Consider the following 25,795-nt stretch of genomic DNA (forward strand, 5'->3'; position numbering starts at 1 on the left):
CTGTCTCACACCCGGTTCATGACGTCGAGACCGAAGGCCCTTGCCATGTTCTCCGGCCGCAGCACGAAGTCGGGGTCGCCGTGTTCGAGGACGGTGCGCATGAGCAGCACCGCCTCGTCGGCCAGACCGGGCAGCGCGTGCAGATCATGAGTGGACACCAGGATCGTGGCCCCGTCGTCCGCGAGTTCGCGAAGCAGCGTGGTGATGGTGGCCTCCGAGCGCTTGTCGACGCCGGCGAACGGCTCGTCGAGGAGCAGGATCGTCGCACCTTGTGCGAGGCCACGAGCCACGAAGGCGCGCTTCCTCTGGCCACCGGACAGTTGCCCGATCTGGCGGTCGGCGAGGTCTGTGAGCTCCACTCGTTCCAGGGCCGCGGCGACCGCCGCGCGGTCGCCGCGGCGGGGGCGGCGGGTGAAGCCCATCTGCCCGTAGCGGCCGGTCATCACGACGTCATGGACCGAGAGTGGGAAACTCCAGTCGACATCCTCGGCCTGCGGCACATAGCCGAGGGCGCCCGCGCGACGGGCCTCGAGCGGCGCCCGCCCGTTGATCAGCACGCTCCCGCGGTCAGGCTTGACCAGGCCCATGACGGTCTTGAACAAGGTCGATTTGCCGGATCCGTTCATCCCGATCAAGCCGCAGACCCGCCCTCGCGCCAACGTCAGGTCGACCCGATCCAGCGCGAGGACATCACCGTAGTGGACGGTGACATCGCGGACCTCGACGGCGGACGCGTTCACCGGCGTGTGCCCGTCAGCGCGGAACCGATGATGTCGGCGTCGTGCCTGATCAGCGCCAGGTATGTGGGTACCGGGCCGTCGGCCTCCGACAGCGAATCGACGTACAGCACACCGCCGAACGCTGTGCCGGTGGCTTCGACCACTCGCTGCATCGGGGCATCGGACACGGTGGATTCACAGAACACGGCGGGCACACTGCGCTGGCGGACGAAGTCGATCGCCGAGGCGATCTGCTGCGGCGTGGCCTGCTGCTCGGCATTGACCGCCCAGATGTACTTCTCGCTCAGACCGGCGTCGCGGGCCAGGTAGGAGAATGCGCCCTCACAGGTCACCAGAGCGCGCTCACCGGGCGGCAGCGTGTTGAGAGTCCCGACCAACTCGTCGTGCTCCTTGCGCAACTCGGTCTTGTAGGTTTCACCGTTGGCCCGGAAGTCGGCAGCGTGACCCGGATCGAGTTCGCCGAACGCACGCACCATGTTGTCGACATAGGTGAGCACGTTCAGCGGCGACATCCACGCATGCGGATTCGGCTTCCCCCGGTAGGCGTCCTCGCCGATGGCGATCGGCGCGACACCCTCGCTGACCACCACGTGAGGCACCTGCACATCCGACATGAACTGGGCGAACCACGCCTCCAAGTTCATGCCGTTGTCCAGAATCAGGTCGGCCTTCGATGCCTTCTTGATGTCGCCAGGAGTCGGCTCGTAGCCGTGGATCTCCGCGCCCGCCTTGGTGATCGACTCGACTGCCAGGTGCTCGCCTGCCACGTTCTGCGCAATATCGGCCAGCACTGTGAACGTGGTCAGCACCACCGGCCGACCGTCCCTGGCTGTGCTGCCACCGCTACAAGATGCCACCGCGAAACCCAAGGCGCACGCGGTCACTGCTGCGGAGAACAGGCGTACTCGACGAGACATCATGCGGTGGAGCCCAACCTTCATCGACGGAGCAAGTTCGTCAAGCCTAACTTATGAGTTAGAGCTGCGAAACTATCGCATGACGGACTGCCGCGTGTGCCGTCGTCCAGATAGTGGCCCGGCTTCAACAAAGCTGCGATGGACCAACTACCGCAGGCACTTCATTCGACCCCCAAGATCATCAGCCAGACCATCGACGCCACCGGCTGGTCCGAGATGGGTGAAATGACGGTCGGATGAACCGGCACCCCGAGACCGGCAAGCTCGCAGAGGAATCTCACGGCGCCGCTCGGGCGACCGCGCTTCACCTGCGAAAAGGATAGGCCGTCGCCTCGGGTAGGAATCGGCCTCTGCCCGGATTCGATGCGCGTCGTCGTGCCGTCCGGCTGATCGGTCGTGTCGCCGAGGTGTCACCGGTCGATGGCGGCGACGGAGACTTCGATTCTGGTGTCGTGCTTGTCCTCGGTCCAACGTTGTGCGTCGTAGAGCCACCACCGGTCGATATCGAGGCGGTAGAACCGGCGTGGGCCGTCGGTGTGGAATTCGTCCAACGGCAGCATCCACTCGGCACGGACCGCGGGATCGGGGAAGTTCGATTCGTAGTAGCGGTCGTAGTAGGCAGGCAGTTCGTCCGCGGTGACTTCGCGGCATTCTCCGGTGAACTGGGCGCCGTCGATCGGTATGCCCGACGGTGCGTCGGAGCCGGTCAGCCCGGTCAGGAAAATCGAGCCCGCGACCTGCGGCGAGCCGGCGATATTCATCGAATGCCGTGCATCACGCAGCGAGTACCACAGCAGCCGCAGCGGCTGGTGCAACACGACGTAGTTGACGGTGGACGACCAAGGACCGGCAGGCCCACTGGTGGCGAGGGTGACGAACCGGGCCCGATCGAGCAGGACCCGGCTGCGCAGTGCGAGGGCCGCCGCGTCCGATCCCGGTCCGGGCTGCTCCGGTGCGGGTAGCGGGACGGGAATCATCGGGTCGGTGAGGATTCGGGCGTCGAGGATCTCATACCACTCGTCCTGACCGGTCCGCCGTTTCTCCCATTCCGGATCACGGGACCGAGCGCTGATTTCGCGACGGTAGCGGCCCCATTCGGCTTCGTCGGCGAAAGTGACGTGATGCTCGAGGCAATGCACATCGTCACCGATGGTCACCGTGTACCACCGGGTGCCGAGCACCATGTCCAGGTCGGCATAGAACCAGAGCTGACGGTCTGCGATCCACTGCCAGAACGCTGCCAGATCTGCTCGGGCCTTTACGGTCGGTCGAAACCGGTAGACCAGGTGCAGCATTCGGCGGGCCTTTCGTTCGGATCAGGACAGGAAATCGAGCCAGTCACGGCTCAACGAGGACAAGTATTTGGGAAATCGGTCACGGTAACCGCGCGCCAAGTCCCTGTTGTGCGCACGCACACGTTCGACGTCGAGTTCATCATGGTCGAGCAGCACCACAGCCGCGAGCGGTTCCACCGTCGCACCACGGCGGATCTTCGCCTCCAGTGACGACGTCGACAGGAAAAGCCGAGGTAACCCGTTACGTGCGGCGTAATCGATGGGGGCATAACAAGTGGTGACGAAATACGGGTAGCCGTCTCTGCTCGCCGCCTCGTCCGAGCCGAAATACCGGCCGTGCAGGCTGTCGCCATGCCGGTAACATACGGCAACAGTGGCCAGCCTGCCATTTCGATAGCACAGCAAGACTTTTGCGTGGTCGTGCAGACCTACTCGACGCTGGGCAGCAAAAACACGAAGCATCCACACAACGCCTTGGCCGTTGCCGTATCTGCGACGGGTGCTCGCGATCAGCGGTGCGATCGCGGCCTCGATCTCGGGTGTGAGATCAACCCATTCCAGGGTGAAGCCGGCGGCGGTGAAGTCCCGGAGCTCTCGGCGTCGCCGCTTGCGGTTGTGTCCGCCCGCATGCGCGACAAAGTCCGCAGTTCCGTGTGGAGGCACCGCGACCGTAGCCTCGGCCGAATGCAGCAGCACGTGAGCGGCGGGATGCGCGCGCCCGAGTTCTCTCGCGGCACTCACCGGGAGATACGGCATCACCACCCCGGCCCGCTCGTTCTCACGGGCGTGAGCGAGTGTGCCGGCGAGCAGGTGAGACAACGTCGACGACCGTTGCGGCCCGGCCGTGCAGATCAGTCCGTTGCGCACCGACCGACGGGCGCCGAGCCAGACGAACGGGCGGTCCCAAGGCCCCGGAAGCTCCGGGAAGAAATCCGGTAGATGGAACAGCCCGGGCATTTGCTCGCCATCCCAGAGCGCCGTCGCACCGGTGAGCCGGTTACCGATGCTGATCGTCAGGACCGGACGCGGGCCTGCTGCCTCATCGAGATGACGCAGCCAGGCATGGCTGCAGAACAGATCACCCGGCGGAACAAGGCCATCCCATTCGATCGCGCTGATCGCGTCAACGGCTTCGACCTGGCGCGTTTCGATGGATGTGCACAGCATAGGTCTTCCCGAGCTACTAGCAGGTACCGCGATCGTAAAACATCCAACCGGTCGGTGCTGAGTGGGCTGAACCGCACTCGTTCCCCGATTTGAGCCTTCGCCGCTTCCGCCGCCCCGGCTTCCCTGACGCGGTTCGAATCGCCCAGCCAACATTGCGCTATTCCTGAACTGGCGACTTCCGCCTCTTGTCGGCGGTGTCGTCGGAATCGTGCCCGGCGTCGCGGAGCAACACGATCATCGGAACGCCCCCAGCGGGCGCCAACTGATCCCGTACTCGATGGTGTGCAACGCCTGCTGGGGTCGGCTCGACCTCGACGCAAGGCGCCCCATACCGAACAGGTAGCCGACACCCCGCCCGCCCGGCCGTGGCCGCCCGGGCGCGATGACGGCGGCGATGGTGGAATCCGCCCGAAGCATGCGGAACTCCGGCGAGCACACCATCGAAGAGATCGCTGCCGAACTAGGCGTATCGCGCGCCACCGTGTACCGGCATCTGATACCGACTACCGATCAGTCCGCCTCATTATGAGATATTTTTGAGACGACGACCCGAGGACGGATGTCGCCGACTGGCGAGAGTGCGCACGTTCAGGAATAGCGCACCCTCATCCCGTCCATGAGCACGTCGATGAGGCGATGCACTGCCGCAGGGTGATCCTCGTCGGGGCGGATGTAGATCTGCAAGGTCATCATGCGCGCGAGATCGGCGGGGGTGATGTCCGGACGGAGTGCGCCATCGGCATGGGCTTGTGCCGTGAGACGAGCGATGAGTTCGGAGACGACCGTGCGCGCCTGAGTCAGGCTGGGGTCGGCCTGAATCCGCGCATGCACGGCGGGCTCCACAGAGGACGCGAACGCGCCGACACCTGCCAGGACGCATTCGCGCAGGAAGCGGGACAGCGCCGACCAGGCGTCGGCTTCCTCGCGTGCCGCCGTCGCGGCCCGGTCGGCCAGGCCCGGTCAGATAGGCGTGCGCGGCAGCGGAGATCAACGCGTCGCGGTCGGGGAAGCGGCGGTACAGCGTGCCGACGCCCACGCCGGCGTGGTCGGCGACCTCCTTCATCGATACGTCGATGCCCTTGTCCCGGAACAGAACCAGGGCTGCCGCGACGATCTGATCGCGGTTGCCACGAGCGTCGGCCCTGAGGGTCTCAGCCGCCATTGACATCCCCTCCGCAGTAACTGGACGAATTCTTCCACTGGACGCGGGACGCGAGCAGGTGGAATTCCTGTGGGGCGACACGATTACCGCCCTGGCCCAGGACGAGGCGGGCGTGGACGTGACGTTCGCCCAGGCGCGGCCCGCACGGTTCGACGTGGTGATCGGCGCCGACGGGTTGCACTCGACGGTGCGGCGGCTGGTCTTCGGGCCAGAAGTCGAATTCCTCCGCCACGCAGGCATGTACGTGGCGACACTGCCGATCGACGCGCCGTTCGGCGACGACTCCGAGGTGGTCATCTACAACACCCCGGGCCGGGCGGTGCACCCGACCAAGGGCCATGCGTTGGCGGCGTTCATCTTCCGGCGTGACGCAGTGCCGGGCTACCACCACCGCGATCTCGACCAGCACAAGCGGCTCGTTGACGAGGCGTTCGCCGACGGCTCGTGGCGGCTGCCCCAACTACTCGACCAGGTACACGCCGCCGACGATCTGCATTTCGACTCGATCAGCCGGGTCCGCCTGCCGCGGTGGTCCACCGGGCGCATCGGGCTGGTCGGGGACGCGGCGGCAGCGGTGTCGCTGTTCGGGGACGGAACCACTCTGGCCATCGCGGGTGCCTACCGGCTCGCCGAAGAGTTGAGCCAGTCCCGACCGACGTCGCGACGGCCTTCGGCCGGTATGAGACCCGCCACCGGCCGATGGTGGACTCGAAACAGCAGGGATTTCGTTTCGCCCGGGCCGCTGCTACCGGGTACCCGGCCCGGCATCGCGCTGCGCAATACCGCGGCCCACCTGGTATCGGCCGCCGCCGGGATCGGCCGCGGGCATACCGCATCGCGACTACCGCGCCGACGCCGGGTGCTGTGACGCCGCAGCGGTCGGGCTGAGGTCGGCGCGCGTGAGCTGGTGTCGTGGCGGCTCGGGCAACACCACACGCTCAGTAAGCATCAGGTCGGCATCGACGTGCACCAGCGTGCCCGGAACGAGAAGTCGCCACGCCGGATCATCATCCATCGGCTCACTCGCAAACACGATGGACGGTTGCCTATCGAGATGCTCCGACCGCGCGTGGATGCGCCACGTCTGCAGATCGAAGCCCGCCGACTCGACCGGGTTGCGCCGATCGAGCACATACAGCCTGTGGGGCTCGGGATACCGCAGCGCCCACATATCCGTCGCGGTGCTCAGCAACAGGTTGACGGCATAGATCGGCACGTTCGACGCCAGCCAGTTCATCGCGTCCAGCAGGCCCGCCTCGACATCGCCCCCGGTTGCCCTGATCGACGAGGTGACCAACGCGAATACCCGCTCGCTGTCGGTCTGCCCCAGCACGAGATCGGCGGCGCGTAGCTCCGCGAGCCGTGCGTCGAGCACGTCCAACCCGCTGACTACACCGTTGTGCGCGAAGATCCGGTCGTCCTGCAGGAACGGGTGTGTGTTGCGAACATCGAGCGCCCCGGTGGACGCGTACCGAACGTGGGCGATGAACGTCGTCCCCGTCAATTCATGGGCTTCGCAGGCGAATGCGGTGTCTTTCCACGCCGCGATCGGCTGCTTGCTCACCACCGGCTTGCCGTCACCGTTGAACACACCCAGGCCTGTGCCGTCGGGATTCCGCGTGCTTTGGACGGACAGGTTGTCGGGCACGTCCAGCAGCCAAAACGTCGCCGTCACGACGGCGCGCCCCGCGTGCAAGCCGAACAGGCGGCACATAGTGCCTACCGTACGCTCTGCGGCGGCTCTGCTGCACTACCTCTATGGGCGAAGGCGACTCGCTCGCCCGGTCCCCCACGCTCGCATGTGCAGATCCACTTCGGTGCGGCGCCGCCCGCATTGTCGCGCAGACGGCAGCCTCGACCATCAGCGGTCGATCATCTGCATCTGTTGCTCGTTGTGGTGGTCGCCCGCAGGTGGTGTGAGGTTGTTGAGCTTGTCGATCTGTTCGCCGGTCAGCTCGATGCGGTCGGCGGCGGTGTTCTCCTCGACGCGGGCGACTCGTTTGGTGCCGGGGATCGGGGCGATATCGTCGCCTTGGGCCAGCAGCCAGGCCAGCGCGACCTGCGCGGGTGTGGCGTCCACGTCGGCGGCGACGGCTGCGACTTGGTCGGCGATGCGCAGGTTCTGCTGGAAGTTCTCGCCGGTGAACCGTGGGTTGGTGGCGCGGAAGTCGGTGGGGTCGAACTGTTCGGTCGAGCGGATCATGCCGGTGAGAAAGCCGTGGCCGAGCGGTGAGTAGGGCACGAAGCCGATGCGCAGCTCGCGCAACAGCGGCAACACCTCGGGTTCGGGGTCCCGGGTCCACAGGGAATATTCCGACTGCAGGGCGGTGATCGGGTGCACGGAGTGGGCGCGGCGGATCGTGTTCACACCGGCCTCGGACAGACCGATGTGGCGGATCTTGCCCTCTGTGACCAGGTCGGCCAGAGTGTCCACAGTGTCTTCGATAGGGGTTTCGGGGTCGACACGGTGCTGGTAATACAGGTCGATATGGTCGGTGCCCAGCCGCCGCAAAGAGCCTTCGACCGCGGTGCGAATGTTGTCCGGGCTGCTGTCGAGCGTGCCGGGACCGCCAGCGGCGTGTGAGACCATGCCGAACTTGGTGGCGAGCACGACCTCGTCGCGGCGGCCTTTGATGGCTCGGCCGACGAGTTCCTCGTTGCTGAAGGGCCCGTAGATCTCGGCAGTGTCGATCAGGGTGACGCCCAGGTCGAGGGCGCGGTGGATGGTGCGGATCGATTCGGCGTCGTCGGTGCCCGCTCCGGTGTAGGCGAACGACATCCCCATCGCACCCAGGCCGATGCGCGCGACGTCGAGATCCCTCAGTTGAATGTGCTTCATCGCTTATTTCTCCTTGTCGTGGATGTGGGCGGCGCCGTACCGGATCGAGTGATCACAGCGCTCCTTCAAGGGTGATCGGATCGAGCTTCGAGCGGCCTGGTTCGGCCTTCTCGTCCAGGAAACCGCGGAACGATCTGGGGTGGGAGACCCTGTTGTGCCAGGTACTGGCAGAACCTCCCACTCCCGCAGCGAGCGTCGTGACGTGACGCTATGGAGAGACGCCCGGAGATCCACGAGACCATGCGTGCCCAACCGACCAAAGGCCCGGCAATGGGATTGATCACACCCCCTATCCGGCCAGTCAGTTATGAGACAATAATTATTGGATTATAACTATCTAGGACGGTTGAGGCTGATGAACACATTGTTGGACCAATCCCAGGCAGCTCCCATCGGCCGCTGGACACCGCGCTCCGCGGCGCAAGCGGGCGGCTTGCATCCAGTCGGCCTGTTCACACTGCTGGCAGGCGCGTTTCTACCCATCGCGGACTTCTTCATCGTCAACGTCGCGCTGCATACCATCGACCAGTCGTTGCATGCGTCCGCACCTGCGCTGGAGCTGGTCGTCGCCTGCTATGGAACCGCCTACGCCGCGCTGCTCGTGCTCAGCGGGCGACTCGGCGACCGGTATGGACGGCACCGCATATTCCTCATCGGTCTTATCGGGTTCGTCACCACATCCCTGGCCTGTGGGCTCGCGCCGACGATCGGCTTGCTGATCGGCGCGCGGCTGCTACAGGGCGCCGCGGCCGCCTTGCTCGTGCCCCAGGTCCTCGCGACCGCTCACGCGACCCTCGATGGCGAGCGAAAAGCACGCGCTCTGGCCCTCTACGGCGCGACGTCCGGAATCGCCGCGGTCGTCGGCCAACTGGCCGGTGGCCTGCTGGTCCACGCCGACATCGCCGGTACCTCATGGCGGCCGGTCTTCCTGATCAACGTGCCCATCGGTCTCATAGTGTTCTTCGTTGCCCGCCACGTCGTGCCGGCCACTCGTTCCGAGCACCCGGCCGGCCTCGACCTGCCCGGCACCGTGCTCTTCGCGGCGACCCTGACCGCGCTGCTCGTGCCGTTGACCGAGGGTCACACGCTCGGCTGGCCGACCTGGACCTGGACCATGCTCGCCGCCGCTGCCGCGCTCGGCGTCGCGACCTACCTCGTCGAGCAGCGGGCTGAGCGACGCGGCGAAGTACCCCTGCTTCCGCCGTCGCTGCTGCGCCTGCCGTCGATGTGGCGCGGCCTGGCAATGATCCTGCCGTTCAGCATCGGCTTCGGCGCCTTCATGTTCGTCTTCGCCCTGACCGTCCAGGACGGCTTGCACGCCGACGCCCTGACCGGTGGCGTGGCCATCCTGCCCATGGCTGTGCTGTTCTTGCTCGGCTCCGTCGTCAGCCCACGTCTTATCGGCCGGTTCGGGCGCGGCGCGCTGGCCGTCGGCGGCGGCGTGCAGGCCGTCGGCCTGGCGACGCTCATCGCCGTCATCGTCACCGGGTGGCCAAGCGTGTCACTGCTCGACCTCGCCGGACCCATGGCCCTGATCGGCGCTGGACAGTCGCTGCTGTTCACCGGCCTCTTCCGAGTCGTGCTCGCCGACGTTCCCCCGCACATGGGCGGCATCGGTGGTGGCGCGCTCATCACGCTGCAGCAGAGCGGCCTCGCACTGGGCGTCGCCACGTTAGGCAGCCTGTACCTCGCCCTTGCCCCGAGCGGGACCGCGCACGCGTTCGCCGCCGCGGTCGGCGTCCAGCTGGCGATCGTGGTGCTACTCGCGATCAGCAGCCGCACACTTCCCCGCTTCACGACAGGCTAGCTATCGAGAAATAACTATGAGTTATCAAGTAGTACGATGAGAGTTGTGGGAGATGATCAAGCCGGTAATGGCCGGCGGCGCGCCTCGAATGCCTCCGACGATCTGTGGGCCGACTTCGCCGACCTCGTGCTCATCATCTCCCGCGAGATCCAGTTCCGTGGCTACTCCAGCAAGGAGGCGGTGTCACTCTCGCCGTCCGAAGGGATCGTGATGCGCTATTTGCATCGCCACCCGGGCACGATACCGAGCCGGATCGCGCACGCGTCCGGGTTGCAGCGCAGCAACCTCAGCACGGTGCTCCGTGGCTTGGAGGACAAAGGGGTCATCGAGCGGCGCAGCAGCGCGGAGGATGGCCGCGAGGTGAAGATCTATCCAACTGCCCGCGGGACGAGCAACTATGCATTGGTGCGCACGGAGTGGGCCGAGCTTGTCTCCGCGGCGGCCGGGGATGCCACGGACCTCGAGCCGGCCGTGGCGCTGCTACGCAAGGTCGAAGCCGGGCTCGTCGGGCTCCGACGAGGTGAGCAGGCTTCCTGATCAGGAACAGGACGACCCTCGCCCGACATGGTCGGCGAGGGTCGTCCGATAACAGACCAGTGCGGTCAGTGCGAGGCCTGCCCGACCGCGTTGTTGAACTGGGCGGTTCGTACGAAAGCCAATGCGAGGACGGCAACCAGCGGCAGTGCCGTGACCTGCCACAACCCCGCAAGACGCCAGCCGAAACCGGCCACTGAAGCGGCGAAAAGCAAGCCGGAGAACGCGGCGGTCACGTAGTAGCTGGTGATGAACAGCCCGGCACCACGTCCGACCTGGTGCGGCCGCACTGCCCGCTGCATCGCGCTGTTGCTGTTGGGGAACACGAAACCGGTCCCGAAGACACCCATCAGGAAGGCGAACACGCACTGCCAGACGAGCGTGCCCTGCACCTGGTAGATGAGAATGCCGAGCACCGAGAGCACCAGGTGGCTGCCGATCAGCAGGTTGCGCTGATCTACCCGATCGCCGAGCCAGCCACCCAGCAGGCCTGCGGCCCCGCCGACGCCGACGAAGCTCAGGGCAAGCGCGGACTGGCCGGTGGTGAAGTGCAGCTGGTTGACCAAGAACGTCGGATAGAGACCGAGGAATCCATAGAGAACCACACCACCGACTGCCGAGCTGATCGCCAGCGCGATGGAGTTGCGGTTGTACGGAGACGCGGGCATGTAATCGAAGGTCGCGGTGCTGACCGTCGTTTCGACCGCCCGCTCGGTCATCCGTCGGCTGACCGAGAACGCGGCGATCAGCGCGACGGTGAGCCCACACAGACCGAAGACGACAAAGGGCGCCCGCCAGGTGTCATAACTGGTCGCGAGGCGGACGCCGATGAGCGGGCCGAGGAAGACCCCGAACCCGAAGGCGACGCCGATGCCGCCAAGGGCGAGACCGCGCCGGTGATCGAAATACGCGCCGACCGCCGCGAACAGAGCCGCGGCCTGCATACCCTCGCCGAAGCCCGAGAAGATCCGGTAAGCCGACATATCGACCCAACCCGATGCCAGCGGGGTGGCCAGCGTGCCGAGGGAGTAGATCACGATGCTGACCACCAGGACCGTCTTGCGAGAAAAGCGGTCCACCAGGTATCCGGCCGGTAGTCCGGCCAATGCCATGCCCAGAGTGAAGCCGGTGGCGAGCAGCCCGCCTTCCGGCAGCGTGAACCCGTACTCCGCGCGAATGGTCGGCAGCAGCGGGGCGAACACCTGCCGGTCCATGGCGTTGACCATGAACGACATCGCCATCACCAGGAACCCGGTCGCGACTACGAGTTTGGGCACGAGGGGACGGCGGAGTTCCGCCTTGTCACGAGTAGGCACCTTGCCCACGCCAGCGGGCGCCGCGTTGATCATGGATGTCTCCCTGTCGAAAAGGGCCGCGGTGGACCGCGGCAGATCTGGTGGATTGAGCGAGAACGACCGAAGAACGGCACACGGCAACCCGGCCGTAACCGGATGGGGGTGGTTCGCTGGGAAGAACGACTGGCCCGCGTTGCAGTCAACGGTCCGCCGCACAGTCGTGGATGGCAGCCAGCATCAACTGTTGCGCGCGTCACGTCAAGACCTGACGACGAAATTATTTCGGCGCCCGGCAGAAACGACCCCGCCCGGACGCACGTGGCCACCGATTCACGCGTCAAGAAGCCCTTGACCTGATGAACGACGATGCTATCGTTAGCATTCGCTGCACAGTCATCATCACCGAAACCGGGAGGTGCCCATTCAGGACGCGCAACAGCCACGTGGGGTTTCAGCGCGTCCCAGCCAAAGCAACGAGTCGCACAGCCGTGGAAATCGGCGCGCTGGGCGCCGAGACTTTCCCTTGCCCCCCTTCACAAGTCGCATTCCGATGCGATGTTTCCGAGTCGAGGGTTTCCGCCTATGGCACAATCTGGCACGAAAGCCGGTCGGGCAGTTCACTGGCCACACCTCACACAGCCGCGTGGCGTGCGATCGCTAGCATAAGATCTTCCGTACAAAACTTCGGAGGATCGGGCAGCCAGTGATCACCACCAGGGATATCGCCGAACGCTTGCAGCTCTCCGTGTCGACGGTGGGACGGGCACTGGCCGACGACCATCGCATCAGCGAGCAGACCAAGTTTCGGGTCCGCCAGGCGGCCGCAGAGATGGGATACGTGGCCAACCGGGCCGCGCGGATGATGCGCGGTGCCGCCAGCAACGTGGTCGGGCTGGTGATTCCCGACATCCGGAACAGTTTCTACTCCACCATCGCCCACGAGCTGTCCAAGGACATGGCGGCGCAGGGCTTCCAGCTCATCCTGTCGGAAACCGATGACGACCGGATGATGGAGCTACGCCACCTGCGTGAGCTGTCCGCGAGCCGCGTGGCAGGCATCATCATCGTGCCGACCGCGCGTCCGCACGGCGAATCGGTCAAACTGCTCCAAGCCATCCCCCACGTGCAGCTACTGCGCAAACATACGGCGCTCGGGGCGCAGTGGTTCGGCGTGGACGACTTCGAGGCCCTGCGGCAAGCCGGCGCTCACCTCGTCGAACAGGGACACACCCGGATCGGCTACGTCGGCGGCCCAGCCGAGCTGCCGACCGGTGCACAACGCCTGAAAGGCTTTCGCAGCGCGCTCTCCGAGGGCAACCTGCCCAGCCGAGCCGGCCGTTTCGAACTGGGGCCGCCATCCTCGATCGAGCACGGCCGGCAGGCGGTGCGCCAGCTATTGGCGGGGCCGTCCGCACCGACCGCGATCGCGCTCGGATCGATCCAACTCACACTTGGCGCACTGGAAGAGCTTCACCTGATGGACGTCGCGGTGCCCAGGGATCTGTCGGTCGTCGGCTTCGGTGACGAGCCCGGATTCTCCTGGTGGGGACCGGGACTCACCACGATAAAGCTGCCGATCCAAGCTGTGGCGGCAGGCTGTGGATTGTGGCTCATGCGCAGGTTGAGCACCGCACCGGACGATGACACCGCCTACACCTCGGTGTCCCCAGGGGTGCTGATCGTGCGGGGCAGTACCGCTCCTCCTGCGAACGTGAGCCGCCAACCGCGCCGGAAGGGCAGCTGAAAAGCCCACTCCAAAACCCCGGTTGAGCTACTCCAGGACTCCGGGGCCGGGCCTGTCACCACCGAGCATGCCCCTCAGACGTGCCCACCGCATGAGCGCTGAGCAAAAAACCTCCAAGGGCATGGACGACGACTACAAAGTTCCGGCCGCAGCCGTTTGCTCGCTTGACGTTATAGATTCATAGTTATAGTCTCATCATCATTCGGGACTCTATCCCAGATCGGTTGCGATGACCGCGCACGTTCCCTTTGGGCGAGCGGGCAACAGCGCAACACCGCCCCGGCAGGGACTCGGCAATCGGAGGCAAAGATGCCTATCAAAACCATCAACCGACCGAACGGTCGCGTGCAATCGATAGCACCACCGACTCTTGTTCGGCCGATCCCCCGGCATGGCCGAGCTGAGCCGCCTCGAGGATCCGCGCCGCACCCGGTCGAGCGGATGCCTGAGCGCCGCCGGACGACCTCAGCCGAGACGGAGACGCCAAACGGGGCAGGCACTTCCGCGGATACTCCGCCCCGCCCCAGGACCACGAGCCAAGCACCTGAAACACCGATTGGAGTACGACGCCCGATGTTGCCTCCCGTTAACCTCCGGCCACCGTTCAACATCAGCCGGTCGAGTCATATCCGGTTGACCGTCGCCGATCTCGCCGAGAGCCGGAACTTCTACGTGAACGTTCTCGGCCTCGTAGTCACCGAAGAAGATAATTCTGTCTGTTACCTGCGCGGTTTACAGGAGGCGTGTCACCACAGCCTCGTACTCGAGCAGGCACAAGATCGCGGCACGTGCCGGAGGATCGGATTCCGGGTGTTCTTCGACGAAGATCTCGACGCCGCCTACGATTACTTCCGCGAGCGCGACCTTTCGGCCGAATGGGTCGATGCGCCGCATCAGGGCCGAACCCTGCACGTGAGCGATCCCATCGGGACACCGCTGGAGCTTTGCGCGACCATGGAGACCCGGCCGCGGATGCACATCCAGTTCGAGGCGTTCACGGGCGCACACGCCCAGCGACTCGACCACTACCAGATCCTTGCGCCGGACACCTACCAGCTGTGCGCCTTCTACAGCGCACTCGGGTTCCGGAACTCGGAATACCTCACCCACGGCGAGACCCTTCTCGGTGCGTTCATGTACCGGAAGGGCACCTGCCTCGATCTGGCCATCGTCACAGGCGAGGGCCCCCGGATGCATCACTTCGCCTACACCGTCTCCGAAAGCCGCGACATTTTTACCGCGTGCGACTTCGCAGGCAACCTCGGCTACGGCGACTCGGTGGAACGCGGGCCCGGACGGCATGGACCGGGCGGAATGCTCTTCGTATACCTCCGCGACCCTGACGGGCATCGGGTCGAGGTGTTCAACAGTCATTACCAGACCATCGACATCGAGACCGAACCGGTGCGCTGGGACGCCGCCTCGCTGAGCACCAACGCCCGATGGGGTCTCCCTGCACTCGAGAAGTGGTATTTCGAGGCGTCGGCGTTCGACGACGTCGCGCAGAAGGCGCCCGAAACCCCGCAGAACCCGATGACGCTCGAACGATTCCTGCTCGAGCAACGCGCGAACTGACCCAGCGCAGATCCAGGAGAACCACCATGGCAAGAGTCCCCTACCTCTCCCGCACGGGCGCCACCGCAGACACCGAAGAGCTCTGGGATCGCCTCGAGACGGAACGAAAGGTGCCGACCGCCAACATCTTTGCTGCCCTGGCGAACGCACCGGTACTGCTCGACGCGTTCCTGTCCTACGCCAACGCGCTCAGGGACGGCTCGGAACTGAGCCCGAAACTTCGCGAACTCGCGATCCTGACGGTCGGCCATGCCACCCGGTCGCGGTACGAGATCGCGCATCACCAATCCCACGCCCAGAAGGCCGGTGTCACGCCGGAGCAGTTGGCCGCCGTCGCCGACTTCGAGAACTCCGACCTCTTCGATGAGGCCGAATGTGCGGTAATGCGGCTCGCCACAGAGTCCACCGTGGCAGTCGACGTCACCGACAAGTGTTGGGCCGAAGCCTCGGCGCACCTGAGCGACAAGCAGATGGTCGAGCTCGTGCTGACCGTCGCCTGGTACAACTCCGGCGTCCGCATCATGGGAATGCTCGACATCGACCTCGAAGACAGCTACCAGGGGTAGGACCACCGTCCGCTTCGACGCGATCTTTACCGGGCCGACCGGCCCGCCCTCCCAGAATCGGAAATGAAGGAGCACCACCAATGGCGTTGATGCGCGCGGCCCGGCTGCATGCGATCGGCGAGCCGATGTCGATCGATGAGATCGAAGTGCCGAAACCCCGACCAACAGACGTTCTCGTGCGGGTGCAGGCCTGCGGGATCGTGCCGAATATGGCCAATGTGATCAGCAACTGGCCCACCTGGTTTCCCCAGCAGCCGCTGGCCAAATTCCCCGCGATCTTCGGTCTGGATGCAGCAGGGGTCGTCGAGGAAGTCGGCGAGGCGGTGATCAGGACCAGACCCGGCGACCGGGTGTACGTCAACCCGCTGCGCTCGTGTGGTAGCTGCTACTCCTGCCGGGGCGGTCAGCTCAGCCGGTGCCGTTACTTCACCCTCAACGGCTACTTCAGCACCTCACCCGATGGTCAGAAGATCTTCGACCTCTACCCCTACGGCGGTTTCGCCGAATACATGACCGCACCCCAGCAATCGCTGGTGAAGTTGCCGGACAACATCTCCTTCGAGCAGGCGGGCCGGCTCGGCTACATCGGAACGTCCTACGGCGCCCTTCGCATGGCCGACGCAGGACCCGGCATGGTGGGTCTCATCGACGGCGTCACCGGAACTCTCGGCGTCGCGGCGACAGTGCTCGCGCTAGCCCTCGGGGTAGCGCGAGTGCTCGGCACCGGGCGAGACGCGGAACTGCTGCACCGGGTCAAGTCTTTGGCGCCGGACCGGATCGAGATTCTCGCACTCGGCGACAAACCCTCGGGCGAATGGGCCAAAGCACTGACCGACGGCGAAGGCGCCGACTTCGTGATCAGCGCGCTCGGCGCCAGGGCCTCGGTGGAAACGATGCTGGATTCGATTCACGGCGTCCGCCGCGGCGGGAAAGTGGTCAACGTCGGCGGGGTGGCCGACCGGGTACCGGTGGACATGAAGTGGCTGATGGACGAGCAGGTGCAGCTCATCGGATCGAACTGGTTCAGCACCGCGCAGGGCCAGGAACTGGCGCACATGGTCGAGACCGGCACACTCGACCTCTCCTACCTCGAACACGAGCGGTTCCCGCTGACAGCGGTCAACCGCGCAATCTCCGGCTTGAAGGACCGCCGCGGTGGTTTCAGCAACTACGTCGTCATCCCCTGAACAAGCCGTGTCGCACGGAGGCCGTGCCGAACTCGGGTATGGCCTTCCCCGCCACGGGATTTGCCGCAATGTCGAACACGAAGGTTTTGTCATGCCAGCAACTCTGCAAGTCGTCATCGCGAGCACGCGGCCGGGACGCGCAGGCAAGCCCATCGGGGACTGGTTCGCGCAACGGTGCCGCCTGGACGGGCGTTTCACGGTCGAGGTCACCGACCTCGCCGAACTCGCCCTGCCCATGATGGACGAACCCCATCATCCCCGGGCGCGGAACTACGTCCACGAACACACGCGCTCGTGGAGCAGGACCGTCGAATCGTGCGACGCCCTGGTATTCGTGATGCCGGAGTACAACCACGGCTTCCCCGCCTCGCTGAAGAACGCGCTCGACTATCTACACGACGAGTGGGCGTTCAAGCCGGTCGGCTTCGTCAGTTATGGAGGAATCTCCGCCGGTATGCGGGCCGTCCAGTTGCTCAAGCCCGTCCTGACCGCCCTTCGGATGCTGCCGCTGACCGATCAGGTCGCACTGTCGAACTTCGCGCAGTACCTCGTGGACGGTGTGTTCGACCCGGGAGAGCCTGCCGCCGCGGCGTGCACGGTGCTCCTCGACGAACTCTCCCGCACCACTCTCGCGCTCGCGCGACTGCGCTCGCCGGTCGTTTAGTGGTCGGTTCGGAAACCCTCGTTGCCTGATCACGTGGCCAGCAGGCCACTTCGGGCTTCCGGAAAGCGCTCTCTCCATTGGTAGAGAGCGCTTTCCGCCGTGGGTCAGCCGCCGGTCCCGGTGATGACGAAAGCGACTGCCGCGGGCCGGTCGGTCTTATTTCGCCACGCGTGCCGACCGCCGATCTGGACGATCGTGTCGCCGCGGGTGAGCCGGGTCTGCGTGCCGTCGTCCAGTTCGAGCCAGATCTCGCCGTCGAGCACCACGCCGTAGTCGACGCTCGGCGTGCGGTGCATGCCCGGCTCGGCGGGATCCGAGGCCTCTGCGATGTCCGGTGCGTAGGTGGCGACTTCGCCGGCACGCTCGGCGTCGAAGCGCGGGTCGGTGACCACCGAATCGGGCGCGTACTGCACGATCACGAAGCTCGCTCCCCCGAAGCCGGGAACGACCGGACCTGTGTTGCTCGTCGGCTCGCTCCCGGGAGGTGTCGTCACCGGTGGCCCTGCGGTGAACCAGACGCGGGCTTGCGCCTGACCGGGCATGGACTCGAAGTCGTGGCTGTTCGGGACGGCGCCGTCCGACAGAAGGACCGACTTCCCCCGCGCATCGTTTCCGGCCACTACACGCCGCACTCTCACTGTTTCACTCCTTTGTGCCATCGATAGCACAACATTCTAGCCCACTCCATTCGGCATCGACGCAGCTTTCGTTCATTTTTAAAGAAGAGAGAGAAAAATGGCTAGGGATGCGAGCGCATTGAGTGCTATCGTTAGCACATGGCAGTGCAGTGGAAGGCGAACACCGCGGAGTTGGCAAGTCGCGGCGGATTCGACTCGGATGGCGATGCGGCACCGGCGGGCATCGTGCTGGCACAGGCGAGTCGCGGCGATGGCGAGTCGCTGCCATGGCTGGTCGCGGATGGACGTGCACTGCCGCTGCGCGAGTGGGCCGACAAGTGGCCACTCGGTCGAGTCGGATCACTCACCGAACTTCTCGAGTGCTGGCCGGATCACGAATCCGACCTGCGCGACCTGACTACTCTCACCGAGACCAGGGAACTCGTCCTCGCCCGTGGCGACGACATCGGCTCATTGCTCGTGCAGGCACCGATTCAGCCTCGGCAAACGTTCTGCACAATCGGCAACTACGTTCGCCAGGTCGTGGAAGCCGCCACGTACGCCGATGACGGCGCCGACGGGCCGAGGGCTCCCGCGCGACGGGCGTCCGCACTCGAAGCACTGCACCGCCGGCGCCGGACAGGCGAGCCCTATGTATGCCTGACCAGTTCCGAGCGGGTCGGCAGTCCCATCGGCAACCTGTCGATCGCACCCGGCGTCGAGACCCTCGACTGGGAGGTCGAGATCGCGGTTGTTTTCGGCGCGCCCGCCCGCAGGATCTCCCCGGGGAACGCGGCGAGCGTCATCGCCGGCTACTGCGTTGCGAACGACCTGACCGTCCGTTCCCTGGTGGTGCGCGAAGATCTGCCCGCCCTCGGCAGCGACTGGATCCAGTCCAAGGGCATGCCGGGTTCCCTGCCGCTCGGGCCGTGGTTCGTGCCCGCATGGCAGGTGCCCGATACTGCCCAGCTACGCCTCCGGTTGTCCGTCAACGGCATCGTGATGCAAGACGACACCGCCGAGGACATGCTGTTCGATATCGAGCACCAAATCGCATACCTGTCCCAGCACACAGGCCTGCGGCCGGGCAACGTCCTGTGCACCGGTTCACCCGCTGGGTTCGGCGTCCACCATGGACGGTTCGTCCGGGTCGGCGACGTGGTGAGCGCGCAGGTGTCCGGGCTCGGCGAGCAACGCCTGCTGTGTGTCGAGGAGGAACTCCCGCAGGCGCGAGTCACCCCACAACAAGCGACAGAGAAAGTACACATGCGATGACCGAGGACCAGAGCAGCACGGTGCTGCTCACCGATCGAGCGTGGCCCGACGACAGCGTAGAACGCGCGGTAATCGAATCCGCCGGTTTCCGGCTCGTCAGCGGACCGCCGGAACCGGCGCCCGCCGCTGCGATCGAAGCGCTTGTAGCACAGCATCGGCCGGCGGCGATACTCACGTGCTGGGCGCCGGTGTCGGCTGCCGCCATCGCCGACGCCCCGGCGCTTCGGGTCGTCGCCCGCATGGGCGTCGGTCTCGACAACATCGCGGTAGCCGCCGCGACCGACCACGGTGTGCTGGTGACCAACGTTCCCGACTATTGCGTCGAGGAGGTGTCCGATCATGCGGTCGGGCTGGTGCTGGCCTGGACGCGAGGGCTGGTCGTCGCCGACCGTGCGGTGCGGGCCGGGCGCTGGGACCCGGCCGGTGCCCGGCCGCGTCGGCTGTCTTCTCTGACCTGCGGTGTGGTCGGGTTCGGGCGAATCGGCAGAGCGAGCGCGGCGAAGCTTCGCGCGCTGGGCGCCCGCGTCGTGGTCAGCGATCCTTCTGCCACGGATACGGGCGCCGTGCCGGTCGTCGAGTTCGACGAACTCCTCGCCGACAGCGACGTCGTGGTGTTGCACGCGCCGCTGACCGGCGTGACGCGCCACCTCATCGGTGCCCGCGAACTGGCACTCATGCGGCCCGGGGCGCTGCTGGTCAACGTCAGCCGCGGCGGCTTGGTCGACACCGAAGCCCTCGTTGCCGCACTGCGGGCCGGCCACCTCGGCGGCGCCGGCCTGGACGTGCTCGAAGAGGAACCTTCGGTGCCCGCTGAACTGCTGGAGCACCCCGGCGTGGTGATCACCCCGCACATCGCGTTCTCCTCGGACGCCTCGGTCGTCGAACTCCGCCGCAGCGCAGCGGAGGAAGTCGTCCGGGTGTTGCGCGGCGAAACACCGCGTTATTCCTGTAATCAACCTTCAACAATCCGGCATGGAGTGTCTTTATGAGCGCGATCAGCAGCGTGCGCGGCCGACAGGTCCTCGACTCCCGTGGACGACCCACGGTCGAGGTCGAGGTGGTCCTCCGAGACGGCGATGTCGCCCGCGCCTCGGTGCCGTCCGGTGCGTCCACCGGCACGCACGAAGCGCATGAGCTTCGTGATGGTGACGAAGCGTTCTTCAACGGCCTAGGCGTGCTGTCCGCGGTGGAACATGTCAACGGAGAGATCGCCGCCGCGCTGCGCGGGCACGACGTGATGGACCAGCGGGGTTGCGACTCCCTGCTGCGCGAAGTCGACGGCACGCCCGGGCTGTCCCGGCTCGGCGCCAACGCCGTACTCGGCACCTCACTGGCGATCTGCCGAGCATCGGCGAAGGTGTCCGGGCAGCCGCTCTACCGCCGGATCGCCGAACTCGCCGGTGTCGCCGAGCCGGCACTGCCCATGCCGATGGTGAACATCCTGTCCGGCGGATTGCATGCCGGACGCGGGATGGACGTCCAGGACTTTCTTGCCGTGCCGATCGCGGCGACCTCGATGCTGGAGGCGATCCGGCTCACCGCGCGGGTCCGCGACGCGGCGACGGTGGTGTGTGCCGAACGCGGCCTGCCGACGCTGCTCGCCGATGAAGGCGGCCTGAGCCCCGGCTGCCGCACCGGACGGGATGCACTCGAATTGCTCATGGCCTCGATCGAACGCGCCGAACTCGAACCGGGTGTGGATGTCGCCATCGCGATCGATGTCGCGGCCGCGTCCCTGTACGACGGCACGACCGGGGACTACCACTTGCGCAGGGAAGGGCGTCGGGTCGGTGCGGCGGAGATGATCGATATCATTTCGTCCTGGGTCGACGACTTCCCGATCGTGTCCATCGAGGACGCGCTGGACGAGGAAGACTGGGACGGATGGCACACGCTGACCGCGCGGCTCGGAGATCGGGTGCGGCTCATCGGCGACGACCTGTTCACGACGAACCCGTATCGCCTGTCCCAAGGGATCGCGAAGGGGTGCGCGACAGGTGTCCTCGTGAAGGTCAACCAGAATGGGACGCTCACCGGCACGCTCGAGGTTGTTTCCGCGGCCGACGCCGCCGACTACGTCTCCGTGGTGTCGGCGCGCTCCGGTGAGACCGAGGACGACTTCCTCGCTGATCTCGCGGTCGGCACCGCCGCGGGGCAGATCAAGGTCGGGTCGGTACGTTCGTCGGAACGACTGGCCAAGTACAACCAGCTGATTCGCATCGCGGAGGATAGCGACTTGCGATTCAGCCCGCTCCCCTTGCCCGGTTCGTTTCCCGCCGCCGAGTTGACCCCGTGACCGCACCAGACCCTCGCGCGGGAGTGCGCGAGTTCCTGCGCAGGCAGGGATTACTGCGCGCCGAGGAGTATGCGGAGCTGACCCCGCTGACCGGCGGAGTTTCGTCGGATCTATGGAAAGTGGACCTGCCGACCAGGACAGTGTGTGTCAAAGGAGCTCTGGCACAGCTCGAGGTCGCGCACGAGTGGCTCGCCCCCGTCTCGCGAAACCAGGTCGAGTACGACTGGCTACAGTTCGCCGCCCCGGTGTGCCCGGGTCACGTGCCGCAGGTCATCGCCCACGACGCCGAGGCGGGCTTGTTCGCGATGGAATTCCTACCGCCGGAGCGCTACCCGGTGTGGAAGGCAGAACTGCTCGGCGGGCACGTGGACGTTGCGGTCGCGCGAGCGGTCGGAGACCTCGTCGGCCGACTGCACTCGGCTAGCGCCGCTGATTCGCAGAGCGCGCTCCGATTCGCCACTGATGACAACTTCGACGCCTTGCGCATCGAGCCGTTCCTGCGGGTCACCGCAGAAATGCACCCGGATCTGCTGGAACGGTTCACCGAACTGGCCAGGACGACGGCGAGCACACACCTCGCCGTCGCGCACGGTGATGTCAGTCCGAAGAACATTCTGCTCGGTCCCGATGGCCCAGTGCTGTTGGACGCGGAGTGCGCGTGGTTCGGGGACCCGGCCTTCGACGTCGCCTTCTGCCTCAACCACCTGCTCATCAAGTCGGTCAAGCTGCCGGCTCACGCCGCCGAACTGCGCGCTGCGGCGCAAGCACTGGCCGAAGAGCACGCACGCCATATCGACTGGGAATCACCGACCGCGTTCGGCACGCGGGTGACGGCCCTGCTGCCGGCGCTCGCGCTGGCCCGCATCGATGGCACGTCCCCGGTGGAGTATCTCGATGCAGTTCAACGCCGCGAAGTCCGGAACGCCGGCCGGGCGCTGCTCGCCGATCCCGCACTGACCGTCGACCAACTGCTCGACCGGTGGGCATCGGCCGGCTCGCTCCCTACCGGCTCCTAGTGAAGAGACAACTCACGATGACATTCTCCCTCGCGACGATCCGTGTCGACGACTCGCCGACCCCAGTACTCAGCATGGATGGCAGGCATTACCGGATCGCCGACCTCGCCCCGGAAGTTCTCGCACCGAACCCCGCAGCCGGGCTGATGACGGTGTTCGCGCACTGGACAGACACCGAACCGGTTTTGCTGCGGGCTGCCCGTGACCTCACCGATGGTGTGCTGACCTGCGCCGAAGTCAACGCGCCGAGCCGACTCGAGGACTGGCTGACGCCGTTGCGCTATCCGAACAAGGTCATCTGTACCGGCGCGAACTACTACGACCACCTGACGCAGGACGGCGGCCACACCGACTTCACCAAGGACGCCAACATCCCGGTCTTCTTCCTCAAACCGCCCACCACAACCCTCGTCGGCCAGGGTAGGTCCGTGCGTTATCCCGTTCAGTCGAGCAAATTCGACTATGAACTCGAGCTGGCGTTCGTAATCGGCAAGCGCGGTCGGCGCATCGCGGTCGAAGAGGCTCGCGACTACGTCGCCGGATACACCATCGGCCTCGATCTGTCGGCGCGCGACTGGCAGCGCCATCCGAAACATCTGGCCAAGTTCGATCTGTTCGGCGGCAAGGCGTTCGACGACAGCTGTCCCCTGGGGCCCGGCATCGTGCCCGCACGGTTCCTCGACGAGGGAAACCTGCAGCTGCGGTTCCACCTCAACGGCGAACTCCGGCAGAACGCCAACACGAAAGACATGATCTGGTCAGTACCGGAACTAGTCGCCCGGATCAGCGAGCACATCACGCTTGAACCGGGAGATGTCGTGCTCACCGGCACTCCGGCTGGTGTTGGGCTGTCGACCGGCGTGTGGACCGAGGTCGGCGATCACCTCGTCGGCGAAATCTCCGGGCTGGGGTCGCTGCGTGTAGAGATCATCGAGGATTGTGCGGATACCGTTGCGTGAGTCTCAGCGCTTGTCGGCGCTGAGGTTCTTCCTGCGTCATCGACTGCTGCCCGGCCCGGAAGCGCCGTGGTCTTACGCGGTCTCGGCCAGGCGCTTCACCTCTCCGGGGAACTTCCCGGCGAGGACCACATGTTCGGGTTCGGTGTCGGCGCCCAGGTCCGCACCGAATCGAACATACAGACGGGGCCGCGGGTTTCTACGGCCACCTCGGCAGGGCGCGGCGGGCGATTCAGTCACCAGCTTCCAAGATCGCCGTCAGCACCTGCAACGCGCGGTCCCGGTGTTCGTCGAGTTCGGCGACCACCTCGTCCACGGCACGGCGGCGGACGGCATCGAGAATTTTCTCATGCGCGTCCACAGTGGTGGCCCGCTCCTCAGGCGAGTTGTAGTACATCGCCCGGTACGCCTCTGTGGAGTCCCAGAGCAGCCGGATCAGGCGCATCGTGTGCGGCTGATCCGGCGACTCCAGCATCCCGAAATGAAATCGGCGGTTCGCCGCCAGCTCGGCCGCGACGTCACCGCACCCAGCCGCCTCGGCACAGTCGCGCGCGGCCAGCGCGATCCGCTCCATGGCATCGTCGTCCAACGTGGGCAGTGCCCGGCGCACTGCCCGCTCCTCCAGCAGCTGTCGCAACGCGTAGATCTCCACGAGGTCTCCGGCGCGCAACTCTGTGATGAAGTAGCCACGACGGGCCCGGTACACCACCTGGCCCTCCTGCTCGAGCGCGCGCAGCGCTTCCCGCACCGGAGCCACGCTGACACCCAGGCTTTCGGCGATCTCCTCCTGCAGGACTCGCTGTCCCGGGCGGAACTCCCCCGCCACAATCGCCCGGCGCAGCCCGTCGAGGGCATGCTGGGCCGTCGTTCCCGGACCGTCCTGGCGCAATATCATCGCCGCGACTCTATCGGTAGCCGCGGCTACCGGAAAGCCTGGATCCCGGTCAGCGCGCCCCCGATCACCAGGGCGTGCACGTCGGCGGTGCCCTCGTAGGTAACCACCGACTCGAGATTGGCCATGTGTCGGATGACCGGGTACTCCAACGTGATTCCGTTCGCGCCGAGCACCTGCCGGGCGGTGCGGGCAACCTCCAGTGCGGCGTTGACGTTGCCCAGCTTGCCCATGCTGACCTGCTCGGGTTGCAGCCGCCCCGCGTCCTTGAGCCGGCCGAGTTGCAGCGCCAGCAGGACTGCCCGGTTGACCTCCAGCGCCATCGCCGCAAGCTTCTGCTGCTGGATCTGGAAGGACGCGATCGGCTTGCCGAACTGTACCCGGGTAGTGCTGTAGTCCACGGCGGCCTCCAGGCAGGCCCGCGCCGCACCGGCCGCACCCCACACAATGCCGTAGCGGGCCTCGTTCAGTGATGACAGTGGACCGCGCAACGAGGTCGCTTCGGGCAACGTCGCCGCAGCGGGCAGCCGCACTTCATCGAAGACCAGCTCCGAGGTGACCGACGCGCGCAGCGACAGCTTCTTGTGGATGTCCACGGTGGTGAAGCCCTTCGTGCCCTTGGGCACCAGAAATCCCCGGATTCCCTCCTCGGTGCGCGCCCAGACCACGGCGACATCGGCCAGCGAGCCGTTGGTGATCCACATCTTCTGCCCGCGAAGGATCCAGTCTTCGCCATCACGGCGAGCGTAGGTGCGCATCGATCCCGGATCCGACCCCGAGTCCGGTTCGGTCAGTCCGAAACAGCCGACCGCCTCACCGGCGGCCATTCGCGGCAGCCACTCCTGCTTCTGCTCCTCCGATCCCCACCGGTGGATCGCGAACATCGCCAGCGAGCCCTGGACCGACACCATGCTGCGGATCCCGCTGTCGCCTGCCTCGAGCTCGAGGCAGGCCAGCCCGTAGGCCGTCGCGCTCGTCCCAGCACAGCCATAGCCCTCCAGGTGCATTCCCAGCACACCGAGTTTGCCCAACTCGCTGATCAGTTCGCGAGGCACTCGGCCCTCGTCGAACCAGTCTCCGACCGCGGGCACAACCCGGGTCCGAACAAACGCCCGGACCGTGTCACGGATGTCCCGTTCCTCGTCAGAGAGCATCGTGTCGATGGAAAGAAAATCTTGCAGGGCTGCTGCAGCGAGCATGGGGGCCTCCTTGACGTTGGGCTGATCCACACCCTACCGTATGAATCTTAGA

Annotated in this window: 26 protein-coding genes and 2 pseudogenes; 15 read left to right on the top strand and 13 right to left on the bottom strand. The window is 65.9% G+C overall.

The features are described 5' to 3' along the window. Positions 1-5: 5 nt before the first annotated feature. Both OHB12_RS10745 and OHB12_RS10750 read right to left on the bottom strand, forming a co-directional pair. The gene (locus OHB12_RS10745; RefSeq protein ID WP_327118591.1) at positions 6-740 is read right to left on the bottom strand and encodes a metal ABC transporter ATP-binding protein; all 735 of its coding nucleotides are present in this window, start codon (positions 738-740) and stop codon (positions 6-8) included. Further along, on the bottom strand, positions 737-1,681 hold the full coding sequence (locus OHB12_RS10750; protein WP_442800008.1) for a metal ABC transporter substrate-binding protein: 945 nt from the start codon (positions 1,679-1,681) through the stop codon (positions 737-739). Before OHB12_RS10750 ends, OHB12_RS10745 begins: the two co-directional genes overlap by 4 nt. 105 nt (positions 1,682-1,786) lie before the next feature. Here OHB12_RS10750 and OHB12_RS10755 point away from each other — a divergent pair. Then, positions 1,787-1,897, top strand: a pseudogene (locus OHB12_RS10755) (antibiotic biosynthesis monooxygenase); the annotation flags it as partial. A gap of 170 nt (positions 1,898-2,067) precedes the next feature. Here OHB12_RS10755 and OHB12_RS10760 read toward each other — a convergent pair. The 3 genes from OHB12_RS10760 to OHB12_RS10770 form a co-directional block, all read right to left on the bottom strand. Continuing rightward, positions 2,068-2,952 carry a pyridoxamine 5'-phosphate oxidase family protein gene (locus OHB12_RS10760; protein WP_327118593.1) on the bottom strand — a complete coding sequence of 295 codons (885 nt, stop codon included), beginning with the start codon at positions 2,950-2,952 and terminating at the stop codon, positions 2,068-2,070. Between the two features lie 21 nt (positions 2,953-2,973). Beyond that, a complete protein-coding gene (locus tag OHB12_RS10765) occupies positions 2,974-4,119 on the bottom strand; it encodes a peptidogalycan biosysnthesis protein (protein ID WP_327118594.1) in 1,146 nt (381 codons plus the stop codon). Positions 4,120-4,353: 234 nt separating this feature from the next. Continuing rightward, complete coding sequence (locus OHB12_RS10770) at positions 4,354-4,560, bottom strand: hypothetical protein (RefSeq protein WP_327121812.1); 207 nt, start codon at positions 4,558-4,560, stop codon at positions 4,354-4,356. On the opposite strand from OHB12_RS10770, the gene OHB12_RS10775 reads away from it, so the two are divergent. Then, on the top strand, positions 4,535-4,648 hold the full coding sequence (locus OHB12_RS10775; RefSeq protein WP_327121004.1) for a helix-turn-helix domain-containing protein: 114 nt from the start codon (positions 4,535-4,537) through the stop codon (positions 4,646-4,648). The two genes, OHB12_RS10770 and OHB12_RS10775, sit on opposite strands and share 26 nt — an antisense overlap. A gap of 59 nt (positions 4,649-4,707) precedes the next feature. Here the strand turns inward: OHB12_RS10775 and OHB12_RS10780 are convergent, their stop codons facing one another. Together OHB12_RS10780 and OHB12_RS10785 are read right to left on the bottom strand one after the other, a co-directional pair. Beyond that, the gene (locus OHB12_RS10780) at positions 4,708-5,073 is read right to left on the bottom strand and encodes an SbtR family transcriptional regulator (protein WP_327121006.1); all 366 of its coding nucleotides are present in this window, start codon (positions 5,071-5,073) and stop codon (positions 4,708-4,710) included. A 37-nt stretch (positions 5,074-5,110) separates the two neighbouring features. After that, positions 5,111-5,287, bottom strand: a pseudogene (locus tag OHB12_RS10785) (helix-turn-helix domain-containing protein); the annotation flags it as partial. Here OHB12_RS10785 and OHB12_RS10790 point away from each other — a divergent pair. Continuing rightward, complete coding sequence (locus tag OHB12_RS10790; protein WP_327118596.1) at positions 5,244-6,149, top strand: FAD-dependent monooxygenase; 906 nt, start codon at positions 5,244-5,246, stop codon at positions 6,147-6,149. The pseudogene OHB12_RS10785 and the gene OHB12_RS10790 sit on opposite strands and share 44 nt — an antisense overlap. Here the strand turns inward: OHB12_RS10790 and OHB12_RS10795 are convergent. Then, a complete protein-coding gene (locus OHB12_RS10795; RefSeq protein WP_327118599.1) occupies positions 6,123-6,995 on the bottom strand; it encodes a class II glutamine amidotransferase in 873 nt (290 codons plus the stop codon). The two genes, OHB12_RS10790 and OHB12_RS10795, sit on opposite strands and share 27 nt — an antisense overlap. Before the next feature lie 147 nt (positions 6,996-7,142). Further along, positions 7,143-8,120, bottom strand: a complete 978-nt coding sequence (locus OHB12_RS10800; protein ID WP_327118601.1) for an aldo/keto reductase — start codon at positions 8,118-8,120, stop codon at positions 7,143-7,145. A gap of 355 nt (positions 8,121-8,475) precedes the next feature. Here OHB12_RS10800 and OHB12_RS10805 point away from each other — a divergent pair, with 355 nt between their 5' ends. Next, positions 8,476-9,927 carry an MFS transporter gene (locus tag OHB12_RS10805; RefSeq protein WP_327118603.1) on the top strand — a complete coding sequence of 484 codons (1,452 nt, stop codon included), beginning with the start codon at positions 8,476-8,478 and terminating at the stop codon, positions 9,925-9,927. A gap of 36 nt (positions 9,928-9,963) precedes the next feature. Beyond that, complete coding sequence (locus OHB12_RS10810; protein ID WP_327118605.1) at positions 9,964-10,464, top strand: MarR family winged helix-turn-helix transcriptional regulator; 501 nt, start codon at positions 9,964-9,966, stop codon at positions 10,462-10,464. Between the two features lie 65 nt (positions 10,465-10,529). Here OHB12_RS10810 and OHB12_RS10815 read toward each other — a convergent pair whose 3' ends face one another. Continuing rightward, the gene (locus OHB12_RS10815) at positions 10,530-11,810 is read right to left on the bottom strand and encodes an MFS transporter (protein ID WP_327118607.1); all 1,281 of its coding nucleotides are present in this window, start codon (positions 11,808-11,810) and stop codon (positions 10,530-10,532) included. A 649-nt stretch (positions 11,811-12,459) separates the two neighbouring features. On the opposite strand from OHB12_RS10815, the gene OHB12_RS10820 reads away from it, so the two are divergent. The 5 genes from OHB12_RS10820 to OHB12_RS10840 all read left to right on the top strand — a co-directional run bounded on the left by OHB12_RS10820 (position 12,460) and on the right by OHB12_RS10840 (position 17,492). Next, positions 12,460-13,500 (top strand): LacI family DNA-binding transcriptional regulator, encoded by a 1,041-nt coding sequence (locus OHB12_RS10820; protein ID WP_327118609.1) that lies wholly within the window; start codon positions 12,460-12,462, stop codon positions 13,498-13,500. A gap of 573 nt (positions 13,501-14,073) precedes the next feature. Further along, the gene (locus OHB12_RS10825) at positions 14,074-15,075 is read left to right on the top strand and encodes a VOC family protein (protein WP_327118611.1); all 1,002 of its coding nucleotides are present in this window, start codon (positions 14,074-14,076) and stop codon (positions 15,073-15,075) included. 26 nt (positions 15,076-15,101) lie between these two features. Beyond that, positions 15,102-15,641, top strand: coding sequence for a carboxymuconolactone decarboxylase family protein (locus OHB12_RS10830; protein ID WP_327118613.1), 540 nt, complete (start codon positions 15,102-15,104; stop codon positions 15,639-15,641). An 80-nt stretch (positions 15,642-15,721) separates the two neighbouring features. Next, entirely contained in the window at positions 15,722-16,828 is a 1,107-nt protein-coding gene (locus tag OHB12_RS10835) for an alcohol dehydrogenase catalytic domain-containing protein (protein ID WP_327118615.1), read from the top strand. Between the two features lie 91 nt (positions 16,829-16,919). Beyond that, positions 16,920-17,492 carry an NADPH-dependent FMN reductase gene (locus tag OHB12_RS10840; RefSeq protein WP_327118616.1) on the top strand — a complete coding sequence of 191 codons (573 nt, stop codon included), beginning with the start codon at positions 16,920-16,922 and terminating at the stop codon, positions 17,490-17,492. A gap of 104 nt (positions 17,493-17,596) precedes the next feature. Here the strand turns inward: OHB12_RS10840 and OHB12_RS10845 are convergent, their stop codons facing one another. Next, positions 17,597-18,130 carry a cupin domain-containing protein gene (locus OHB12_RS10845; RefSeq protein WP_327118617.1) on the bottom strand — a complete coding sequence of 178 codons (534 nt, stop codon included), beginning with the start codon at positions 18,128-18,130 and terminating at the stop codon, positions 17,597-17,599. Positions 18,131-18,268: 138 nt separating this feature from the next. On the opposite strand from OHB12_RS10845, the gene OHB12_RS10850 reads away from it, so the two are divergent. The 5 genes from OHB12_RS10850 to OHB12_RS10870 are packed head-to-tail and all read left to right on the top strand — an operon-like array spanning position 18,269 to position 23,655. Further along, on the top strand, positions 18,269-19,384 hold the full coding sequence (locus tag OHB12_RS10850) for a fumarylacetoacetate hydrolase family protein (RefSeq protein ID WP_327118618.1): 1,116 nt from the start codon (positions 18,269-18,271) through the stop codon (positions 19,382-19,384). Beyond that, complete coding sequence (locus OHB12_RS10855; protein ID WP_327118619.1) at positions 19,381-20,373, top strand: C-terminal binding protein; 993 nt, start codon at positions 19,381-19,383, stop codon at positions 20,371-20,373. Before OHB12_RS10850 ends, OHB12_RS10855 begins: the two co-directional genes overlap by 4 nt. Then, entirely contained in the window at positions 20,370-21,680 is a 1,311-nt protein-coding gene (gene eno / locus OHB12_RS10860; RefSeq protein ID WP_327118620.1) for a phosphopyruvate hydratase, read from the top strand. The genes OHB12_RS10855 and eno overlap by 4 nt, the downstream gene beginning before the upstream one ends. Continuing rightward, positions 21,677-22,696 (top strand): phosphotransferase family protein, encoded by a 1,020-nt coding sequence (locus OHB12_RS10865; RefSeq protein ID WP_327118621.1) that lies wholly within the window; start codon positions 21,677-21,679, stop codon positions 22,694-22,696. The genes eno and OHB12_RS10865 overlap by 4 nt, the downstream gene beginning before the upstream one ends. A gap of 17 nt (positions 22,697-22,713) precedes the next feature. Then, on the top strand, positions 22,714-23,655 hold the full coding sequence (locus tag OHB12_RS10870) for a fumarylacetoacetate hydrolase family protein (RefSeq protein ID WP_327118622.1): 942 nt from the start codon (positions 22,714-22,716) through the stop codon (positions 23,653-23,655). 229 nt (positions 23,656-23,884) lie between these two features. On the opposite strand, the gene OHB12_RS10875 is transcribed toward OHB12_RS10870, so the two are convergent. Both OHB12_RS10875 and OHB12_RS10880 read right to left on the bottom strand, forming a co-directional pair. Continuing rightward, a complete protein-coding gene (locus OHB12_RS10875) occupies positions 23,885-24,547 on the bottom strand; it encodes a GntR family transcriptional regulator (RefSeq protein ID WP_327118623.1) in 663 nt (220 codons plus the stop codon). Between the two features lie 26 nt (positions 24,548-24,573). Continuing rightward, the gene (locus tag OHB12_RS10880; RefSeq protein ID WP_327118625.1) at positions 24,574-25,743 is read right to left on the bottom strand and encodes an acyl-CoA dehydrogenase family protein; all 1,170 of its coding nucleotides are present in this window, start codon (positions 25,741-25,743) and stop codon (positions 24,574-24,576) included. Positions 25,744-25,795: the final 52 nt, after the last annotated feature.

The sequence above is a fragment of the Nocardia sp. NBC_01730 genome (genome assembly GCF_035920445.1).
Classification (GTDB): Bacteria; Actinomycetota; Actinomycetes; order Mycobacteriales; family Mycobacteriaceae; genus Nocardia.